Raw genomic sequence first — 14512 nt, forward strand, 5'->3', positions numbered from 1 at the left:
CATGTTTCGCGCAAAAAAATTAACTTTACGGGGACAAAAATAATTGGAATGCGAAAGACAATTTCTGTGAAAAAGCCGGATTTTAGTGTATCACCTCAGGAAAAAGAGATTTACAATTTTGAGAAAGACGGGCTTGAGCTTAAATCATCCTATGACAAGAAAGATGTAAAAGATGAATCATTAACGCAGACCTCTCCGGGAATTGCTCCTTATCTCAGAGGACCATATTCCACCATGTATGTTCAAAAGCCATGGACCATCCGTCAGTATGCAGGATTTTCCACTGCCGAAGAATCCAATGCCTTTTACAGAAGAAACCTTGCTGCGGGGCAGAAGGGGCTTTCAGTAGCATTTGACCTCGCAACACACAGAGGATATGATTCTGACCACACAAGAGTGGTAGGTGACGTAGGAAAAGCAGGGGTTGCCATCGACTCTGTGGAGGATATGAAAATCCTTTTTAACGAAATTCCATTAGATGAGATTTCGGTATCCATGACCATGAATGGAGCGGTACTTCCTATTTTGTCTTTCTATATCGTAGCAGCGGAAGAACAGGGGGTAAGACAGGACCAGCTTTCAGGAACCATTCAGAATGATATTTTGAAAGAATTCATGGTAAGAAATACCTACATTTATCCACCGGCACCTTCCATGAAGATTATCGCAGATATTTTTGAATACACTTCGCAAAACATTCCAAAATTCAACTCTATTTCCATTTCCGGATACCATATGCAGGAAGCCGGAGCCACGCCGGTACTTGAAATGGCCTATACGCTGGCAGATGGTCTTGAATATGTAAGAACAGGAATCAAAGCAGGAATGAATGTAGATGATTTCGCCCCAAGACTGTCTTTCTTCTGGGCAATTGGGATGAATCATTTCATGGAGATTGCCAAAATGCGTGCCGCAAGATATATCTGGGCAACGCTTTTAAAACAGTTTAATCCTCAGAATCCAAAATCTCTGGCCCTAAGAACTCACTCCCAGACTTCCGGATGGTCTTTAACAGAGCAGGAACCTTTCAATAATATCACAAGAACAGCCATTGAAGCTTTATCTTCCGCGTTAGGAGGCACGCAGTCTCTGCATACCAATGCCCTGGATGAAGCCATTGCCCTTCCAACAGACTATTCAGCAAAGATCGCCAGAAATACACAGATTATCCTTCAGCAGGAAAGCGGAATATGTGATGTGGTAGATCCGATGGGAGGAAGTAATCTGGTAGAAAGCCTCACCCAGCAGATGATTGAAGAAGCGATGAGATACATTGATGAGGTAGAGCAGGAGGGAGGAATGACCAAGGCCATAGAAGCCGGAATTCCAAAAATGAGAATTGAAGAAGCTGCAGCTAAAAAACAGGCTAAAATTGACAGTGGTGAAGAATTCATTATAGGCGTTAACTCATTCAAATCCTCACTGAAGCAGGATGCGATAGAAATTCTGGACATCGACAATACAGAGGTTCGGAGAAAGCAGATTGAAAGACTGAAAACAATCAAAGAAGAAAGAAATACAGAAGCTGTAGAGCAAATTTTGAACGAAATCCGCGAAAGCGCCCAGACAGGTAAAGGAAATCTTCTGGCCTTATGTATCGAAGCCGCCAGAAGAAGAGTTACCCTTGGCGAAATGAGTGATGCTATGGAAGAAACTTTTGGAAGATATAAAGCCAATATTAAAACAATTTCTGGTGTATATGCAATGAATGCCGGTAAAAACGAATACTTTGAAAAAGCCCTTACTCTTACTCAGAAATTTGAAGAGGAAGAAGGACGTCGCCCAAGACTAATGGTTGCAAAAATGGGACAGGATGGGCACGACAGAGGCGCAAAAGTTGTAGCCACAGCATTTGCAGATATGGGATTTGATGTGGATGTTGCTCCGCTGTTCCAGACACCGGAAGAAGTCGCTAAACAAGCTGTAGAAAATGATATTCACATTTTAGGAGTATCATCCCTGGCCGCCGGGCACAAAACACTCGTTCCGCAGGTAGTGGAAGAATTGTCCAAACTGGGAGCAGATGATATTACCATTGTTGTAGGAGGCGTAATTCCACAGCAGGATTATGAATTCCTTTATGCTAACGGGGCCGACTTTATTTTCGGGCCCGGAACCAATCTCCCGAAATGCGCCGTAGAAATTCTGGAAAGATTTCTAAATTAATTCTTCACAAAAGAATAACTTGCATGGCTTTTGTATAGTTTAATGAAAAAATTTCATTATGGCTTATACAGTAGTTTCAGTATTTCCGGTGACTGTAGATACAGAGGAAATTAAAAAAGGATTAAAAGAAAAAGGCTTTTCCGAAGCGAACATCATTGTCTCAAAGTCTAAGGTAGAAAGCGGTATGTCCGCTGACCAGTATCAGGAAGATAAGCAGACACAGAGTTTTTTTGACTATGTTTTTGCCCACGATGCAGAAATGCTGGACGCTTACCGCAAACACAGCATAGGAAGAAGCAATGTTATTGTTTACACCGATGATCTCGAAGAGGCAAAAGCCGCCAAAGAAGTATTAAATGAATATGGAGCGCTGGAAGTCTATCGCAGACCTTCAGAGAAAAGAGATACCATTCCGGATGGCATGACTGAGCATGAATATAACGGTATTATTGCTAAAGCAAGGCATAATATTTACTTTCTAGGTTCAGAAAGAGTCTACCATTCCAATCAGGTGAAAGGAATGGATGATGAAATGGACAGTTTAGGCTCAAAAGACTAATTTCAAAATAAAAAGACTGCTTAAAAACAGTCTTTTTTTTATTAAAATATTTTGATTTTCAGAAAAATGTATATATTTGCATCTGAAAATCAAGTTTAACCCATTAAAAACAACGAAGCAATGTTCAAAACAAAACAGAATTCTACAGTTGGATTGCCACTTATGGTGGTAAGGCTTCGCGGTTTGGTACATTCTTAGAATAACAGTACAATGAAATATCAAAACCCGAAGTCGTAGAGATTTCGGGTTTTTTATTGCGCAATATTTCAAACTTCAGTTTCCCGAAATCTTTTTTAGTGTCATTAAAGGCAAAATAGGATGAGGTTCATTCCTCAGAACTGTTAGAGCCTATTATTAATCCATTAACTAATGTTTTAGTTGATTAAAAGGTTGTGTGAGATAACGCCGATAATTTTCCAAGATCTCACATCAGACTTCTTGTAACAATGGAAAATGATAACCTTCTGTATTCCCGCCTGAGAAGCTTGAGAAGCAGAAAAAGAGCAATTAGAAAAGATGTAGAAAAGCAGATAAGAACAAAATATAAACGTAGTGAAGAGCTTTGGGATATCAGACGAAATATTCCATGGATTCCTTTGGATAAACCGTATCAGAGAGGATTTGTAAGATTCTTTGTGATAAGGGAAGATGTAATGAGATCTAAAGACGGAGATTTCTTTGAAGGAATTCTGAAGAAGATCAATACGTACATGTATTCGGAAAGCCGCCGGTTTTTGAAAAAGAAAAGAAAATTCGGACGAAGAATATATGTAGCGAGAGAACAGAAACTTAAGCAGATCTCTACGTATTCATGGAATGATCCAAAATTGGGACTTACACCAAGGGAAAGACAGTATTTTTTGAAACAGGAAGAATATTGTCCTGCCAGAAAGATGTATGTGCCTTACTACGAATTCACGGAATCCTGGAGATTTACCCTGCGTACAAGACCCAATATGATCACTCATTATAAACCTGTAGATTTTGAATTGGAAAAAGAATATGCAGAACTGGGAGATTATTTAGGGCAGTATAAAATTGTTGGAATTATTCACAAAACAATTTATGGAAAATCATATCCGTGGAAAAGGAAAAGAGAAGATATTTCACTTATCAGAAGCAGGAAATATGTTACCTGCACAATTTCTGCAACAGAGATTGCAGAAAGCTTACAGGACTTATGAGTCCAACTGTTATTTAAAACAAAATCAATGGGAAATTTAAAACTAAAAGGAAAAGATATATTAAAACTGGGCTATCCAAATAACCAAAGCGTAAACGTAGCATTGGAAGTCATGAAAAGAAATTTTGCAACGAAGAATATTCATCACGTAAAAGCTCTTTTAAAGGAAATCCTGCTGAATCCGGAAGAATTTGAAAAAGATCTCACTTTCGGGCAAATTGCAGAAACCCTGCTTTCATCCAAAAAAACAGAAAAAAGAATGCTGAATTCACAGCGTGCTTCCTTTCAGATTTTTGGAGACAATATTTCAGAAGAGGCAAAAAATCAGCTGTATACTGCTTTGAAACTGCCTGTTTCTACTCAGGGTGCTTTAATGCCGGATGCCCACAGCGGATACGGACTTCCAATAGGAGGGGTTCTGGCGGTGGAAAATGCAGTCATCCCTTACGGAGTAGGAATGGATATTGGCTGCAGAATGAGCCTTAGTATTCTGGACACCCCTGTTTCATATCTTGAAGGAGCAAGAGATAAATACGAAAAAGCACTTGCCGAACATACCAAATTCGGGATGTATGAAACGCATAAATCTCATATTGATCATGAAATTTTCGATAGAGATACATTTGATATGATCCCGATCTTAAGAAGATTAAAGGGAAAAGCCATCAAACAGATGGGATCCTCAGGCGGAGGCAATCACTTTGTGGAATTCGGGGAAGTGGAAATCACCGAAGAAGACAAAGAAATTGGTCTCCCCAAAGGAAAATATCTGGGAATACTTTCTCACAGCGGTTCGAGAGGGCTTGGAGCAGAGATCGCACAGTATTATTCAAGAATGGCTGCAGAACAGTGTCCATTGCCAAAAGAAGCCCAAAACTTCGCCTGGCTGGATTTGAGTACCCATCTTGGATTGGAATACTGGACGGCAATGAATCTTGCCGGAGATTATGCTTCAGCCTGTCATGACGATATTCACAGAAGACTGGTAAAAGCAGTCGGTGGAAGAGTAAAAGCCAGAATAGAAAACCATCACAACTTTGCATGGAAAGAAATTCATAACGGTAAAGAAGTGATTGTTCACAGAAAAGGAGCTACCCCTGCCAATGAAAATGAATTGGGAATGATCCCCGGATCTATGACGGCAAAAGGATTCATCGTTCGCGGAAAAGGAAACCCGGAATCTTTGAATTCAGCTTCCCATGGCGCAGGAAGAGCCCATTCAAGAGGAGAGTGCAGAAGCCTTTTCACTCAGCATGATATCAAAAAAGAACTTAAGCTGAAAAATGTCACATTGATGGGCGGAAATGCAGAAGAAGCACCTATGGCCTACAAAGATATTAATGAAGTGATGAATGCACAGAGCGAACTGGTAGATATCCTGGGAACATTCCAGCCGAGAATTGTGAGAATGGACAAATAATTAATCTTATACTTTACAGCCTTATAGGTTTCAAAAACCTATAAGGTTTAATAAAGAAATATTTTAAAATTAAAAAAATGGGAGCACCACATAACATAAAAAGATACGGTGAAGTCTGGCCGGAGTTCAGAATTCAGTCAGGGCTGGAAATTTTAGAGCAATTAAAAGATAAAGTCATTATATCAGGAGGCTGGGCATGGCATTTTATGTCAGAAAAAGGGCATACAGAATACAAACATGCTCATGACCACAAGGATATTGATGTTTTTGTGAAAAAAGAAAATGTCGCAGAAGTTGTGATCATTCTTCTGAAGGAGGGATTCCAAAAAGTATGGACCCGATATGACCACTTGCCAAGTGAAGAAAACTTCCGCAGGTATGAGAAAACAGTAGAGCTGGAAAACGATAAATTTCACAGAATTACCATAGACTTTTTTGAAAAAGATGATCTTGAGACTGTCGAAGCTAATGGCTTTACCGTTGTGAAACCCGATATTTTACTTTCTTTTTACAGAAATATTCATTCAAGTGACAAATGCTGGGCAGTAATGGCTGCAAAAGATTTATTACAAAAAGGGATAAATCCGGTTGGAAGCCCTTTATTAAGCAAAATGCCAACATAAAAAATGGAAAAATTAATACAGATCACTTCAGGAAGAGGACCTTTAGAATGCCAGTGGGTAGTAGCCAAGGTCCTGAAGACCTTTCTTGAAGAGGCAAAACAAAATACAATTGAATGCGAAATCATTCACCGTGAAAGCGGCGATGAAAACCTGACATTGAAATCCGTAACACTCCTTTTGAAAGGAAAATGCCTGGACCCGTTTTTAAAAAGCTGGCTGGGAAGTGTTTGCTGGACAGGGAAAAGTACATTCAGGAAACTGCATAAAAGAAGCAACTGGTTTATCGGAATTTTTGAACTGGAGCATGTGAAAATGATTGATTTCAATGAAAAAGATATCCGGTTTCAAACCGCAAGAAGCCAGGGAAGCGGAGGACAAAACGTAAACAAGGTGAATACCGCTGTACGTGCCACTTATATTCCTACCCATGAAACGGTGTTTGTACAGGACTCCCGTTCACAGCTGGAGAATAAAAAACTATCCGTTATCAGACTTAAAGAAAAGGTAATGGCTGTTTATATTCAACAGCTGGAAAGAAAGCTTAAAGATACCTGGTCTCTGCAGATGCAGGTAGAACGTGGAAATCCGGTTCGTACATTTTCAGGAACAGATTTTAAAAAGAATTACGAAGACAAGACATTTAAAAAACAAAGAAATGCCTTGAAAAATGAACTCAAAAACTACAGAAATGACCTTAACTAAAAGTAAATATTATTTTGAAGCACTGGATTACTTTCCATTTAATCTCTCTGAATGTCTGGATGCGCTGAACTATGCTTTGTCCTATGAGCCGGAAGATGCAGACAGCCTCTGCCTGATGGGAAGAGTGTATTCGGAAGAATTAAAAGATTATGAAACTGCAAAGAAATACTTTGATGAAGCCATGCAGAGTAATATTGGAAATGTCAATACCCCTAAATATTATATTGAATGTCTTCTGAACAATGAAGATTACCAAGAAGCAGAAAAATTAATTGAATTTGCAATAAAGCTAAAAGGTATCGATAAATCGGAAATTATGAACTGCATGTCTCTTCTTCAGGAAAGAAATTTTGAGTACAAAAAGGCTTTGGCAACGCTTAAAGAAGCTAAAAAATTTGCTTACAGCCGCGCAGCACTTGAAGCCCTCGAAGAAAGAGAAAAGCTGGTGAAGGGAAAAGTAACCAGAACAAGAACCGTAAAAAAAGCAGAATAATCTGTTTGAATGTAATACAGTTAAAAGAGATAAGCTTTCGTTAGAAAGCTTATTTTTTATTCACAGAGATCAGATAATCATATACCATTTGATGTTGGTCATCGCTTAGTTTAGCCTTTGGAGCCATTCTGCTTAAAGTATTGATCCATCCTTTATCATCATGCTTGGCAGGTTCAGGAAGCTTATGGCATTTCGCACAGGAGTTTTCGAAAATAGTTTTTCCTTGCGCCAGCTGTTCAGATGAGGTATACTTTGGGCCTGTTACAGCTACGCTTTTAGGTCCGCATGACACCAGGAATACTGATGCTGCAATACCGCTTAAGACAAGTTTTTTCATACCATATTTTGTTTGAGGATTATTTTTTCACAGAGACAATATAATCATAAACCCATTGGTGCTGCTCATCCGTAAGTTTTGCTTTGGGTGCCATAGAATTCATAATTCCCACCCATTGTACAGGATTATGTGACGCAGGATCAGGCAGTTTATGACATCTTCCGCAAGAGTTTTCAAAAATAGTTTTCCCCTGGGCAATCTGCTCTGCAGTAGATGAAGATGTTCCCGGAGTAGCAGAGGATGTAGAAGCTTTCGGCGTACAGGAAACCAGCAAAATAGCAGTAAAGGACGCCGCAGCGATGAGTTTTTTCATGTTTCTTCTTTTGATATATAACAAATGTAATAAATTCCTCCACCTATTTATACAGAGGGTTCTAGTTTTAATTTAGAAGAAATAAAAATTGAAATCATAAAAAAATCATAATCCTGAATAAAAATAATTTAAGCCTTTTATTCTATCATTATGAACAGGCTATTGACCATTCGCATTTTAATTATTAATTTTGAATCAATGAAATTTTCCACAGAAGAGCTGATAGACGGAATACAATCAGGAAATAAGCGCCTGATTGCAAAAGCTATTACATTGGTTGAAAGTAAAAAGGCAGAGCACAGGGTACAGGCCGAAGAACTTCTGAAGCAGATTATGCCGCTTACAGGAAATTCTGTGAGGATTGGAATAACAGGAGTGCCGGGAGCCGGAAAATCTACTTTTATAGAAAATTTCGGGCGGCTTGTTATTGCTCAGGGCAAAAAAGTAGCCGTACTGGCGATAGATCCGAGCTCAGCCATCAATAAGGGAAGTATTTTGGGGGATAAAACTAGAATGGAAGAATTGGCCAAAGAAGAAAATGCATTCATACGCCCTTCGCCAAGCTCCGGATTTCTGGGCGGAGTAGCCAATACTACCTTTGAGACCATGATGATCTGCGAAGCTGCAGGATATGATTATATATTAATAGAAACAGTAGGAGTTGGGCAGTCAGAAGTTCTGGTAGCAGATATAACCGACGTTTTCTTATTCCTTAAAATCATTGGGGGAGGAGATGAGCTTCAGGGAATTAAACGGGGAATCATGGAAATGGTAGACCTTATTTTCATCAATAAAGTAGATCAGGACAACCTTCAGAAAGCAAAAAATACAAGACTGGAGCTAAAAAGAGCATTAGATTTTATCCCGCCTAAAGAAAAAGGGTGGAAGATCCCTGTTCTGTTGGGTTCTGCATTGTTTAATGAAGGACTGATGGAAGTTTATGATACGATCTCCGAATTTATTGATCTCAAAAAGAAATCAGGACGTTTTGAGGAAGTACGTATTCAGCAGGCAGAGAAACGCTTTGAATATTGGGTCCAGGAATATATACTGTCTCTCATGAAAAAGAGCAGTGCCGTGGAAGAAGCGTATCATATGCATAAAAAAAATGCTTCAGCCATGGTTTCGAACCCAAGTACTGAAGCAAAATTGTTTGTTGAAAAATTCTTATCCAGTGAAAACAGGGATTAAGGCTTTTCGTTCTCGTTTTCCTTTTTCACTTCTGTTTTTGAGATATATCCGTCATAAATGATCGGCTGTCTGTCGTTACTTCTTACAGAAACAGAGGCTTTTCCGTTTTTAAAAATTTCGATATTCATTTCGTCTACCGTTCTTACATCTTTCGGTTTGAACTTTAAAGTCCATTTTCCATTTTTATTCTGGGTTTTACTTACGGTAAAATCTTTAGAAGTAAATCTATAGCCGTTGTCATTTGTATTTCCATACGTTGGATTGAATAATCTTCCGAAGTAAGGAAGCACTACTTCCAGTGTATTTTTACTTACGTCAACTGTATAATCGCCACTCAGGTTTAATACTCGGGTAGCAGTAGCATTCGGCATTGAATTCAGAACATTAATAACGTCATAATTCGTGGGATTGGCTCTTTCTGCATGGAAGGTAAACTCCTGGGCGTTCACCAGCGTTTCCACCGTTTTAGGATCTGAAGAACCCTGTGAAGCACAGCTTTGAAAAAAGAGCAGGAATCCAAAAATCATCAGTAAAGAAATATACTTTTTCATAATGATATAATTATTAAATTTAAACAGCAAAATGTATGCAAATATATTCTTTCTGAAATATTTTGGAATAAAAATTGTTAAGGTTGAATTATTAACACTCAAACTATGAAAGTTACACATCTATTTGGAATGGGAGCAATTGCTCTTTCGGCTGTTGCCTGTACTACAAACCCCATTACTGGGAGGTCTTCTTTACAGCTGGCCAATAATTCGGAAATTTTAACAATGTCTTCACAGGAATACAAGACGACATTGTCTAAAGGTAAAGTGATTACCGGTACGGCAGATGCAAAGAGAGTGGTAAATGTAGGGAACAGAATTAAAAGCGCAGCGGAAAGATATTATCAGAGTATTGGAAGATCAGCAGATCTTGCTAATTACAGCTGGGAATTTAACCTTCTGCAAAGTACTGAACTCAATGCATGGTGTATGCCTGGAGGTAAAGTAGCGGTTTATACAGGTATATTACCGGTAACAAAAGATGATAACGGACTTGCTGTAGTATTGGGACATGAAGTTTCCCACGCATTGGCAGGCCACGGAAATGAAAGAATTTCTCAGGCTATGGTAGCTCAGTATGGAGGTGCCATTCTTGGAGGAACAATTTCAAATTCGCAATGGGCAAGTGTTTTCCAGAAGGTATATCCTATCGGTTCACAGGTTGCTCTATTGAAATATGGAAGAGGCCAGGAATCTGAAGCTGATGAAATGGGGCTTTACCTGATGTCTATGGCAGGATATGATCCCAGAGCTGCAATTCCTTTCTGGAACAGAATGGAAGCTGCTTCTTCAGGAGCAAGACAGCCCGAATTCTTGTCTACCCACCCGAACCCGGAAACAAGAATCTCAGATATCAACAAAGATTTACCGAAAGCTTTAGAATATTATAAGGCTGCGGGAGGAAAAATATAATCAGAATTTTAATCTTGAAAAAGCCTTATTAAATTTTTAGTAAATTTGATAAGGCTTTTTTATTTAACCACCTAAACACAATTTTATGAAGAGTTTATCAATCACCGGACTTATACTGTTAGCTGTTTCTGCATTACTTTTCTATCTGACAACTGATTTTACTGTCGAAAAAATTACAATGTCTCATATTATGGGGATGATGGCAGGAGTTGGGATAGGACTTATCATTGGAGGAATGGTAGGATATGTAAGCAAGGGAAGTGCTATAAGGGCAGACCAGAAGAAAAAAGAATTCAAACAGCTGCAGAAAGACAAAGAAGAGCTTGAGAAACAGGCTGCGGAAATTGCAAAACGCCAGGCTGAACTTGAAGAACAAAATAAAAACCCTCAAATTTAAATTTGAGGGTTTCCCGTTGTTATTTTCAATAATTCCTTAGAATTTATATCCTAAACCTACCATAAAAAGATTAGGTCTGTTATCATATCTGATTTCCGAACCGGAAACTTTATTGATGAAATTTCTTTCATCTTTACTGAAAGCGCCTTCATATCTTGCATTGACAAGAAACTTTTTGATTTCCAACTGAGCACCAAACTGGTATCCTACGGTAAAATCATTTTTAGCATTTTCCTTAAAATCGTTGTAAGTATTGTCTTTGTTTAAGTTAAAACTTCCTACAGGTCCCACAAAAACTCCCAGCATATTTCCTAAAAGATTGTATCCTAACAGAACAGGAACATCTATACGGTTGCTTTTAACGTCAAAAGTTGTATTCTCTGTAGTAAATTCGTTTTTGAAGTGAGTATAGTAAATCTCCGGCATTACAAACAATGAAGTAGGAAGACCCACTTTTAATGAAAGTCCCACATTGAAACCTACATTGTTTTTACCTTTCCCATCAATGGCATCGTTCACTGTTCCTTTAATATTGGACCATGAAGGAGAGCCTGTAGGGAATATTAAGTTAGCTTTACCTGCCAGTGAAATCTGTGCGGAAGCCCACATTGAAAATCCTAATAACGCTATACTAAGTGCCTTTTTCATTATCGTCTATTTTTGTATTTGTAGTTTCAATCGTTTTATTATTCTCAAGTAAATAGTCTCTCAGTTCTTTAAACAGTTCTGAAGAATAAACGAAATCAATCAGATTTTTATTGCCTGCAGTAATCAGGATGTCTTTGTTACCCTCCCATTCTTTGATTCCCAGTCGTAGGTATACAATTTTCTCACCAATTGTCATTACAGAGTTCATATCGTGGGTATTGATGATGGTTGTGGTATTATACTCTTTCGTGATTTCATAAAGAAGATCATCAATGATCTTGGAAGTATAAGGATCCAGCCCGGAATTGGGCTCATCACAGAACAGATATTTGGGATTGTTAACAATAGCTCTCGCAATAGCCACCCTTTTCTGCATACCTCCTGAAATCTCCGAAGGATATTTTTTTTCTGCCTTATCAAGATGTACTCGTCCTATTACTTCAAAAACCCTTTTCTTTTTTTCTCTATAGGTAAGATTGGTAAACATGTCAAGAGGAAACATGATATTTTCTTCCACCGTTAAGGAATCAAATAATGCACTTCCCTGAAATACAGTCCCGATTTCTGAGCGAAGATGCTGTTTTTCTTCTCTGTTCATGGTGTTTACGTCTCTGCCGTCAAATAAGATTTCTCCGGAAGAGGGCATGTAAACATTCAATAAACTTTTAAGAAAAACGGTTTTCCCGGAACCACTCTGTCCAATGATTAAGTTTACCTTTCCCTTATCAAATGAGGTTGAAATTCCTTTAAGCACTTCAACATCTCCAAAACTTTTCTTAAGATCCTTTACCTCAATCATCAGCTTAATATTAATTGGGTTAAAATTAATTCGGAAATGATAATGAACACCATTGTCCATACTACAGCCTGCGTACTGGCTCTACCTACCTCCAGCGATCCTCCTTTCACATAATAGCCGAAATAGGAAGGTACGGTGGCAATGATAAAAGCGAAAACAATGGTCTTGGTAAATGCATAGTAAATAAATAAATTCGGCATATACATTTGAATACCCACAATATAATCGTTTTCTGTCCAGTTTCCTGTTAAAATCCCGGCAATATAACCTCCTCCGATACCAAATACGATACTGATGGCAATAAGAAGGGGATTAAAAAGCATACAGGCGATGATTTTAGGAAATATCAGGAAATTGGGAGAATTTACCCCCATGATATCCAGCGCGTCAATCTGTTCGGAAACTCTCATTGTTCCAATACTGGAAGCAATATAGGAGCCTACTTTACCGGCCAGAATCAAGCTGATAATTGTAGGTGCAAATTCAAGAACAAGAACCGCCTTTGTAGCATATCCTACAAATGAAGTGGGGATAGGAAAGGAAGATGCATCAAAGTTATTGAACATCTGGATGGCCACTACAGCCCCCACAAAGATGGATGTGAAGACAACAAGCCCGAAAGAATTGACTCCCAAATCATTAATTTCTCTCATAAACAGCTTCCAGAACACCCTCATTTTCTGAGGCTTCTGCAGGGATTTCCCTAAGAGGATCATATATTCCCCTATGGCTGTGAAAAACTTTTTTAACATACTGCTAAATTAGACTTTTTTATTGAATTAGGCCAGAGTCCGGTATAAGACTAAAGCCTCGTTTTGTGTTAAAATTATTTGGCATTTTTGTCTCCGCTGATAACGAGTAAAACCGTTTTTAAAATAATAACCAGATCAAGTACAAAGCTCCAGTTTCTTACGTAAAAAGCATCAGCCAGAACTCTTTTTTTCATTTCCACTTCCACATCTCCGAAGTCACCCCGTAATCCGTTTACCTGTGCCAAGCCTGTAATACCAGGGCTTACCATACTTCTTAAGCTGTATCTTCCGATTTTTGGCTTATAATAATTATCTACAGAAAGCATATGGGGACGCGGGCCTACTACAGACATCTCTCCTTTCAGCACATTAATGAATTGCGGAAGCTCATCCAGACTGGTTTTTCTTAAAAATTTACCCACTCTGGTAATTCTGGAATCATTTACAGACGTAGTTTTGGTGGTAGACTCGTCATTCACAACCATTGTCCTGAACTTAATACAATTAAATACTTCTTCATGGAATCCATATCTTTTCTGAAGAAAAAATACAGGTCCTTTGGATGTTGTTTTGATTAAAATGGCAATAATCGGGAAGACCCATGAGCAGATAAAGATCAGTATGATGATGGAAAAGAAAATATCAAAAGTTCTTTTCATGAGAAAATTGGAATAATAATCCAACGAATATCTTGCCTGGTTAAGGACCGGCTGGGTTTGTATATAACCTAGATCATACAGGAAAAAATCGCTCTGCGTAATACTGGGAATTAGTGAGATGTGAATTTTATTATCTTCTGCCAACTTAAAAATTTCATTTTCGAGACGTTCGCCATAAGAGTTTTCCATGGAAAGGAATAAGGTATGAATTCCGTTTTTCTTCCAGAACGCAACGAGCTCATCAATATTAATGACAGAGCTTTCGTATTCAAATATTCTGTATCCGTAATCTTTACGGTCTATGAAAATATTTTTAAGAATTTCTGTAGACTGCCGATCTCCCAAGAACATGACATTCCTGTAATTGGCTCCCAGTGATCGTAAATATTTGATTGCGAAATAAATAAACGATTTCTCCAGAAATATAAAAATAAAAAGATAGAGAGAAAGCCAATAGATATCCGAATTGAAAAAAACATTATTACTTACCTTTCCTATAAGCAGCACGCCAAGTATAAAAAACAGGAAATGGATTAAAAGGCGCTCAAGAAACAGGGTATAAGTCAGGTTTCTCGGAATATTGTAGATTTTTGTTCTACCGCTCAGCAGCACCCAGAACAAAAACAACAGAATCAGAGAAAAAGTATTCTGATACCAGGTTTCTTTGTTGTATTTTAAACTTTCGTTTCTGCTTATAAAAAAGAATATAAAGATAGATGCAATAACCATGAGGTCAAGCAACATAATGATCGATTTCAGGTATCTGGAGTATCGAATTCTCTGCATCTATCGGTTTTATAACGGTAA

17 protein-coding genes are annotated in these 14512 nt (G+C 38.3%); 10 read left to right on the plus strand and 7 right to left on the minus strand.

Features of this window, described 5'->3' with window-relative positions:
* Positions 1-48: 48 nt before the first annotated feature.
* The 7 genes from scpA (at position 49) to BLW74_RS18660 (ending at position 7146) form a co-directional block, all read left to right on the plus strand.
* Entirely contained in the window at positions 49-2166 is a 2118-nt protein-coding gene (gene scpA / locus BLW74_RS18630) for a methylmalonyl-CoA mutase (RefSeq protein WP_089694906.1), read from the plus strand.
* 58 nt (positions 2167-2224) lie between these two features.
* Complete coding sequence (locus BLW74_RS18635; protein WP_089694908.1) at positions 2225-2725, plus strand: hypothetical protein; 501 nt, start codon at positions 2225-2227, stop codon at positions 2723-2725.
* A 446-nt stretch (positions 2726-3171) separates the two neighbouring features.
* Entirely contained in the window at positions 3172-3909 is a 738-nt protein-coding gene (locus BLW74_RS18640) for a hypothetical protein (protein ID WP_089694909.1), read from the plus strand.
* 27 nt (positions 3910-3936) lie between these two features.
* A complete protein-coding gene (locus tag BLW74_RS18645) occupies positions 3937-5328 on the plus strand; it encodes an RtcB family protein (RefSeq protein ID WP_089694911.1) in 1392 nt (463 codons plus the stop codon).
* 77 nt (positions 5329-5405) lie between these two features.
* Positions 5406-5951: a nucleotidyltransferase family protein gene (locus BLW74_RS18650; protein WP_089694913.1), complete on the plus strand. Its 546-nt coding sequence runs from the start codon at positions 5406-5408 to the stop codon at positions 5949-5951.
* A 3-nt stretch (positions 5952-5954) separates the two neighbouring features.
* Positions 5955-6653: a peptide chain release factor H gene (gene prfH / locus BLW74_RS18655; RefSeq protein ID WP_089694916.1), complete on the plus strand. Its 699-nt coding sequence runs from the start codon at positions 5955-5957 to the stop codon at positions 6651-6653.
* On the plus strand, positions 6640-7146 hold the full coding sequence (locus tag BLW74_RS18660; RefSeq protein ID WP_089695261.1) for a tetratricopeptide repeat protein: 507 nt from the start codon (positions 6640-6642) through the stop codon (positions 7144-7146). The genes prfH and BLW74_RS18660 overlap by 14 nt, the downstream gene beginning before the upstream one ends.
* 49 nt (positions 7147-7195) lie before the next feature.
* Here the strand turns inward: BLW74_RS18660 and BLW74_RS18665 are convergent, their stop codons facing one another.
* Both BLW74_RS18665 and BLW74_RS18670 read right to left on the minus strand, forming a co-directional pair.
* The gene (locus tag BLW74_RS18665; RefSeq protein ID WP_089694918.1) at positions 7196-7483 is read right to left on the minus strand and encodes a c-type cytochrome; all 288 of its coding nucleotides are present in this window, start codon (positions 7481-7483) and stop codon (positions 7196-7198) included.
* A 19-nt stretch (positions 7484-7502) separates the two neighbouring features.
* Positions 7503-7796 (minus strand): c-type cytochrome, encoded by a 294-nt coding sequence (locus tag BLW74_RS18670; RefSeq protein ID WP_089694920.1) that lies wholly within the window; start codon positions 7794-7796, stop codon positions 7503-7505.
* A gap of 198 nt (positions 7797-7994) precedes the next feature.
* Between BLW74_RS18670 and meaB the strand changes: the two genes are divergently transcribed.
* Positions 7995-8987, plus strand: coding sequence for a methylmalonyl Co-A mutase-associated GTPase MeaB (gene meaB / locus BLW74_RS18675; protein ID WP_089694922.1), 993 nt, complete (start codon positions 7995-7997; stop codon positions 8985-8987).
* On the opposite strand, the gene BLW74_RS18680 is transcribed toward meaB, so the two are convergent.
* Positions 8984-9538, minus strand: a complete 555-nt coding sequence (locus BLW74_RS18680; RefSeq protein ID WP_089694924.1) for a DUF4251 domain-containing protein — start codon at positions 9536-9538, stop codon at positions 8984-8986. The two genes, meaB and BLW74_RS18680, sit on opposite strands and share 4 nt — an antisense overlap.
* Positions 9539-9643: 105 nt before the next feature.
* Here BLW74_RS18680 and BLW74_RS18685 point away from each other — a divergent pair, with 105 nt between their 5' ends.
* Positions 9644-10450 carry a M48 family metallopeptidase gene (locus BLW74_RS18685; RefSeq protein WP_089694926.1) on the plus strand — a complete coding sequence of 269 codons (807 nt, stop codon included), beginning with the start codon at positions 9644-9646 and terminating at the stop codon, positions 10448-10450.
* Between the two features lie 85 nt (positions 10451-10535).
* Positions 10536-10847 (plus strand): hypothetical protein, encoded by a 312-nt coding sequence (locus tag BLW74_RS18690; protein WP_089694928.1) that lies wholly within the window; start codon positions 10536-10538, stop codon positions 10845-10847.
* Between the two features lie 36 nt (positions 10848-10883).
* Here BLW74_RS18690 and BLW74_RS18695 read toward each other — a convergent pair whose 3' ends face one another.
* From BLW74_RS18695 to BLW74_RS18710, 4 genes are all read right to left on the minus strand, one after another.
* Positions 10884-11495 carry an outer membrane beta-barrel protein gene (locus BLW74_RS18695; RefSeq protein WP_089694930.1) on the minus strand — a complete coding sequence of 204 codons (612 nt, stop codon included), beginning with the start codon at positions 11493-11495 and terminating at the stop codon, positions 10884-10886.
* Entirely contained in the window at positions 11479-12294 is an 816-nt protein-coding gene (locus BLW74_RS18700; RefSeq protein WP_089694932.1) for an ABC transporter ATP-binding protein, read from the minus strand. The genes BLW74_RS18695 and BLW74_RS18700 overlap by 17 nt, the downstream gene beginning before the upstream one ends.
* Entirely contained in the window at positions 12294-13046 is a 753-nt protein-coding gene (locus tag BLW74_RS18705; protein WP_089694934.1) for an MlaE family ABC transporter permease, read from the minus strand. The genes BLW74_RS18700 and BLW74_RS18705 overlap by 1 nt, the downstream gene beginning before the upstream one ends.
* 74 nt (positions 13047-13120) lie before the next feature.
* Positions 13121-14491: an exopolysaccharide biosynthesis polyprenyl glycosylphosphotransferase gene (locus BLW74_RS18710; RefSeq protein ID WP_089694936.1), complete on the minus strand. Its 1371-nt coding sequence runs from the start codon at positions 14489-14491 to the stop codon at positions 13121-13123.
* Positions 14492-14512: the final 21 nt, after the last annotated feature.

Source organism: Chryseobacterium culicis (genome assembly GCF_900108365.1).
Classification (GTDB): Bacteria; Bacteroidota; Bacteroidia; order Flavobacteriales; family Weeksellaceae; genus Chryseobacterium; species Chryseobacterium culicis.

Coding starts and splice junctions, on each gene's coding strand:
- BLW74_RS18640 (WP_089694909.1), top strand. CDS start 3,172: ATGGAAAATGATAACCTTCTGTATTCCCGCCTGAGAAGCTTGAGAAGC.
- BLW74_RS18635 (WP_089694908.1), top strand. CDS start 2,225: ATGGCTTATACAGTAGTTTCAGTATTTCCGGTGACTGTAGATACAGAG.
- BLW74_RS18665 (WP_089694918.1), bottom strand. CDS start 7,483: ATGAAAAAACTTGTCTTAAGCGGTATTGCAGCATCAGTATTCCTGGTG.
- prfH (WP_089694916.1), top strand. CDS start 5,955: ATGGAAAAATTAATACAGATCACTTCAGGAAGAGGACCTTTAGAATGC.
- BLW74_RS18710 (WP_089694936.1), bottom strand. CDS start 14,491: ATGCAGAGAATTCGATACTCCAGATACCTGAAATCGATCATTATGTTG.
- BLW74_RS18645 (WP_089694911.1), top strand. CDS start 3,937: ATGGGAAATTTAAAACTAAAAGGAAAAGATATATTAAAACTGGGCTAT.
- BLW74_RS18685 (WP_089694926.1), top strand. CDS start 9,644: ATGAAAGTTACACATCTATTTGGAATGGGAGCAATTGCTCTTTCGGCT.
- BLW74_RS18670 (WP_089694920.1), bottom strand. CDS start 7,796: ATGAAAAAACTCATCGCTGCGGCGTCCTTTACTGCTATTTTGCTGGTT.
- BLW74_RS18650 (WP_089694913.1), top strand. CDS start 5,406: ATGGGAGCACCACATAACATAAAAAGATACGGTGAAGTCTGGCCGGAG.
- BLW74_RS18680 (WP_089694924.1), bottom strand. CDS start 9,538: ATGAAAAAGTATATTTCTTTACTGATGATTTTTGGATTCCTGCTCTTT.
- BLW74_RS18705 (WP_089694934.1), bottom strand. CDS start 13,046: ATGTTAAAAAAGTTTTTCACAGCCATAGGGGAATATATGATCCTCTTA.
- BLW74_RS18690 (WP_089694928.1), top strand. CDS start 10,536: ATGAAGAGTTTATCAATCACCGGACTTATACTGTTAGCTGTTTCTGCA.
- scpA (WP_089694906.1), top strand. CDS start 49: ATGCGAAAGACAATTTCTGTGAAAAAGCCGGATTTTAGTGTATCACCT.
- BLW74_RS18695 (WP_089694930.1), bottom strand. CDS start 11,495: ATGAAAAAGGCACTTAGTATAGCGTTATTAGGATTTTCAATGTGGGCT.
- meaB (WP_089694922.1), top strand. CDS start 7,995: ATGAAATTTTCCACAGAAGAGCTGATAGACGGAATACAATCAGGAAAT.
- BLW74_RS18660 (WP_089695261.1), top strand. CDS start 6,640: ATGACCTTAACTAAAAGTAAATATTATTTTGAAGCACTGGATTACTTT.
- BLW74_RS18700 (WP_089694932.1), bottom strand. CDS start 12,294: ATGATTGAGGTAAAGGATCTTAAGAAAAGTTTTGGAGATGTTGAAGTG.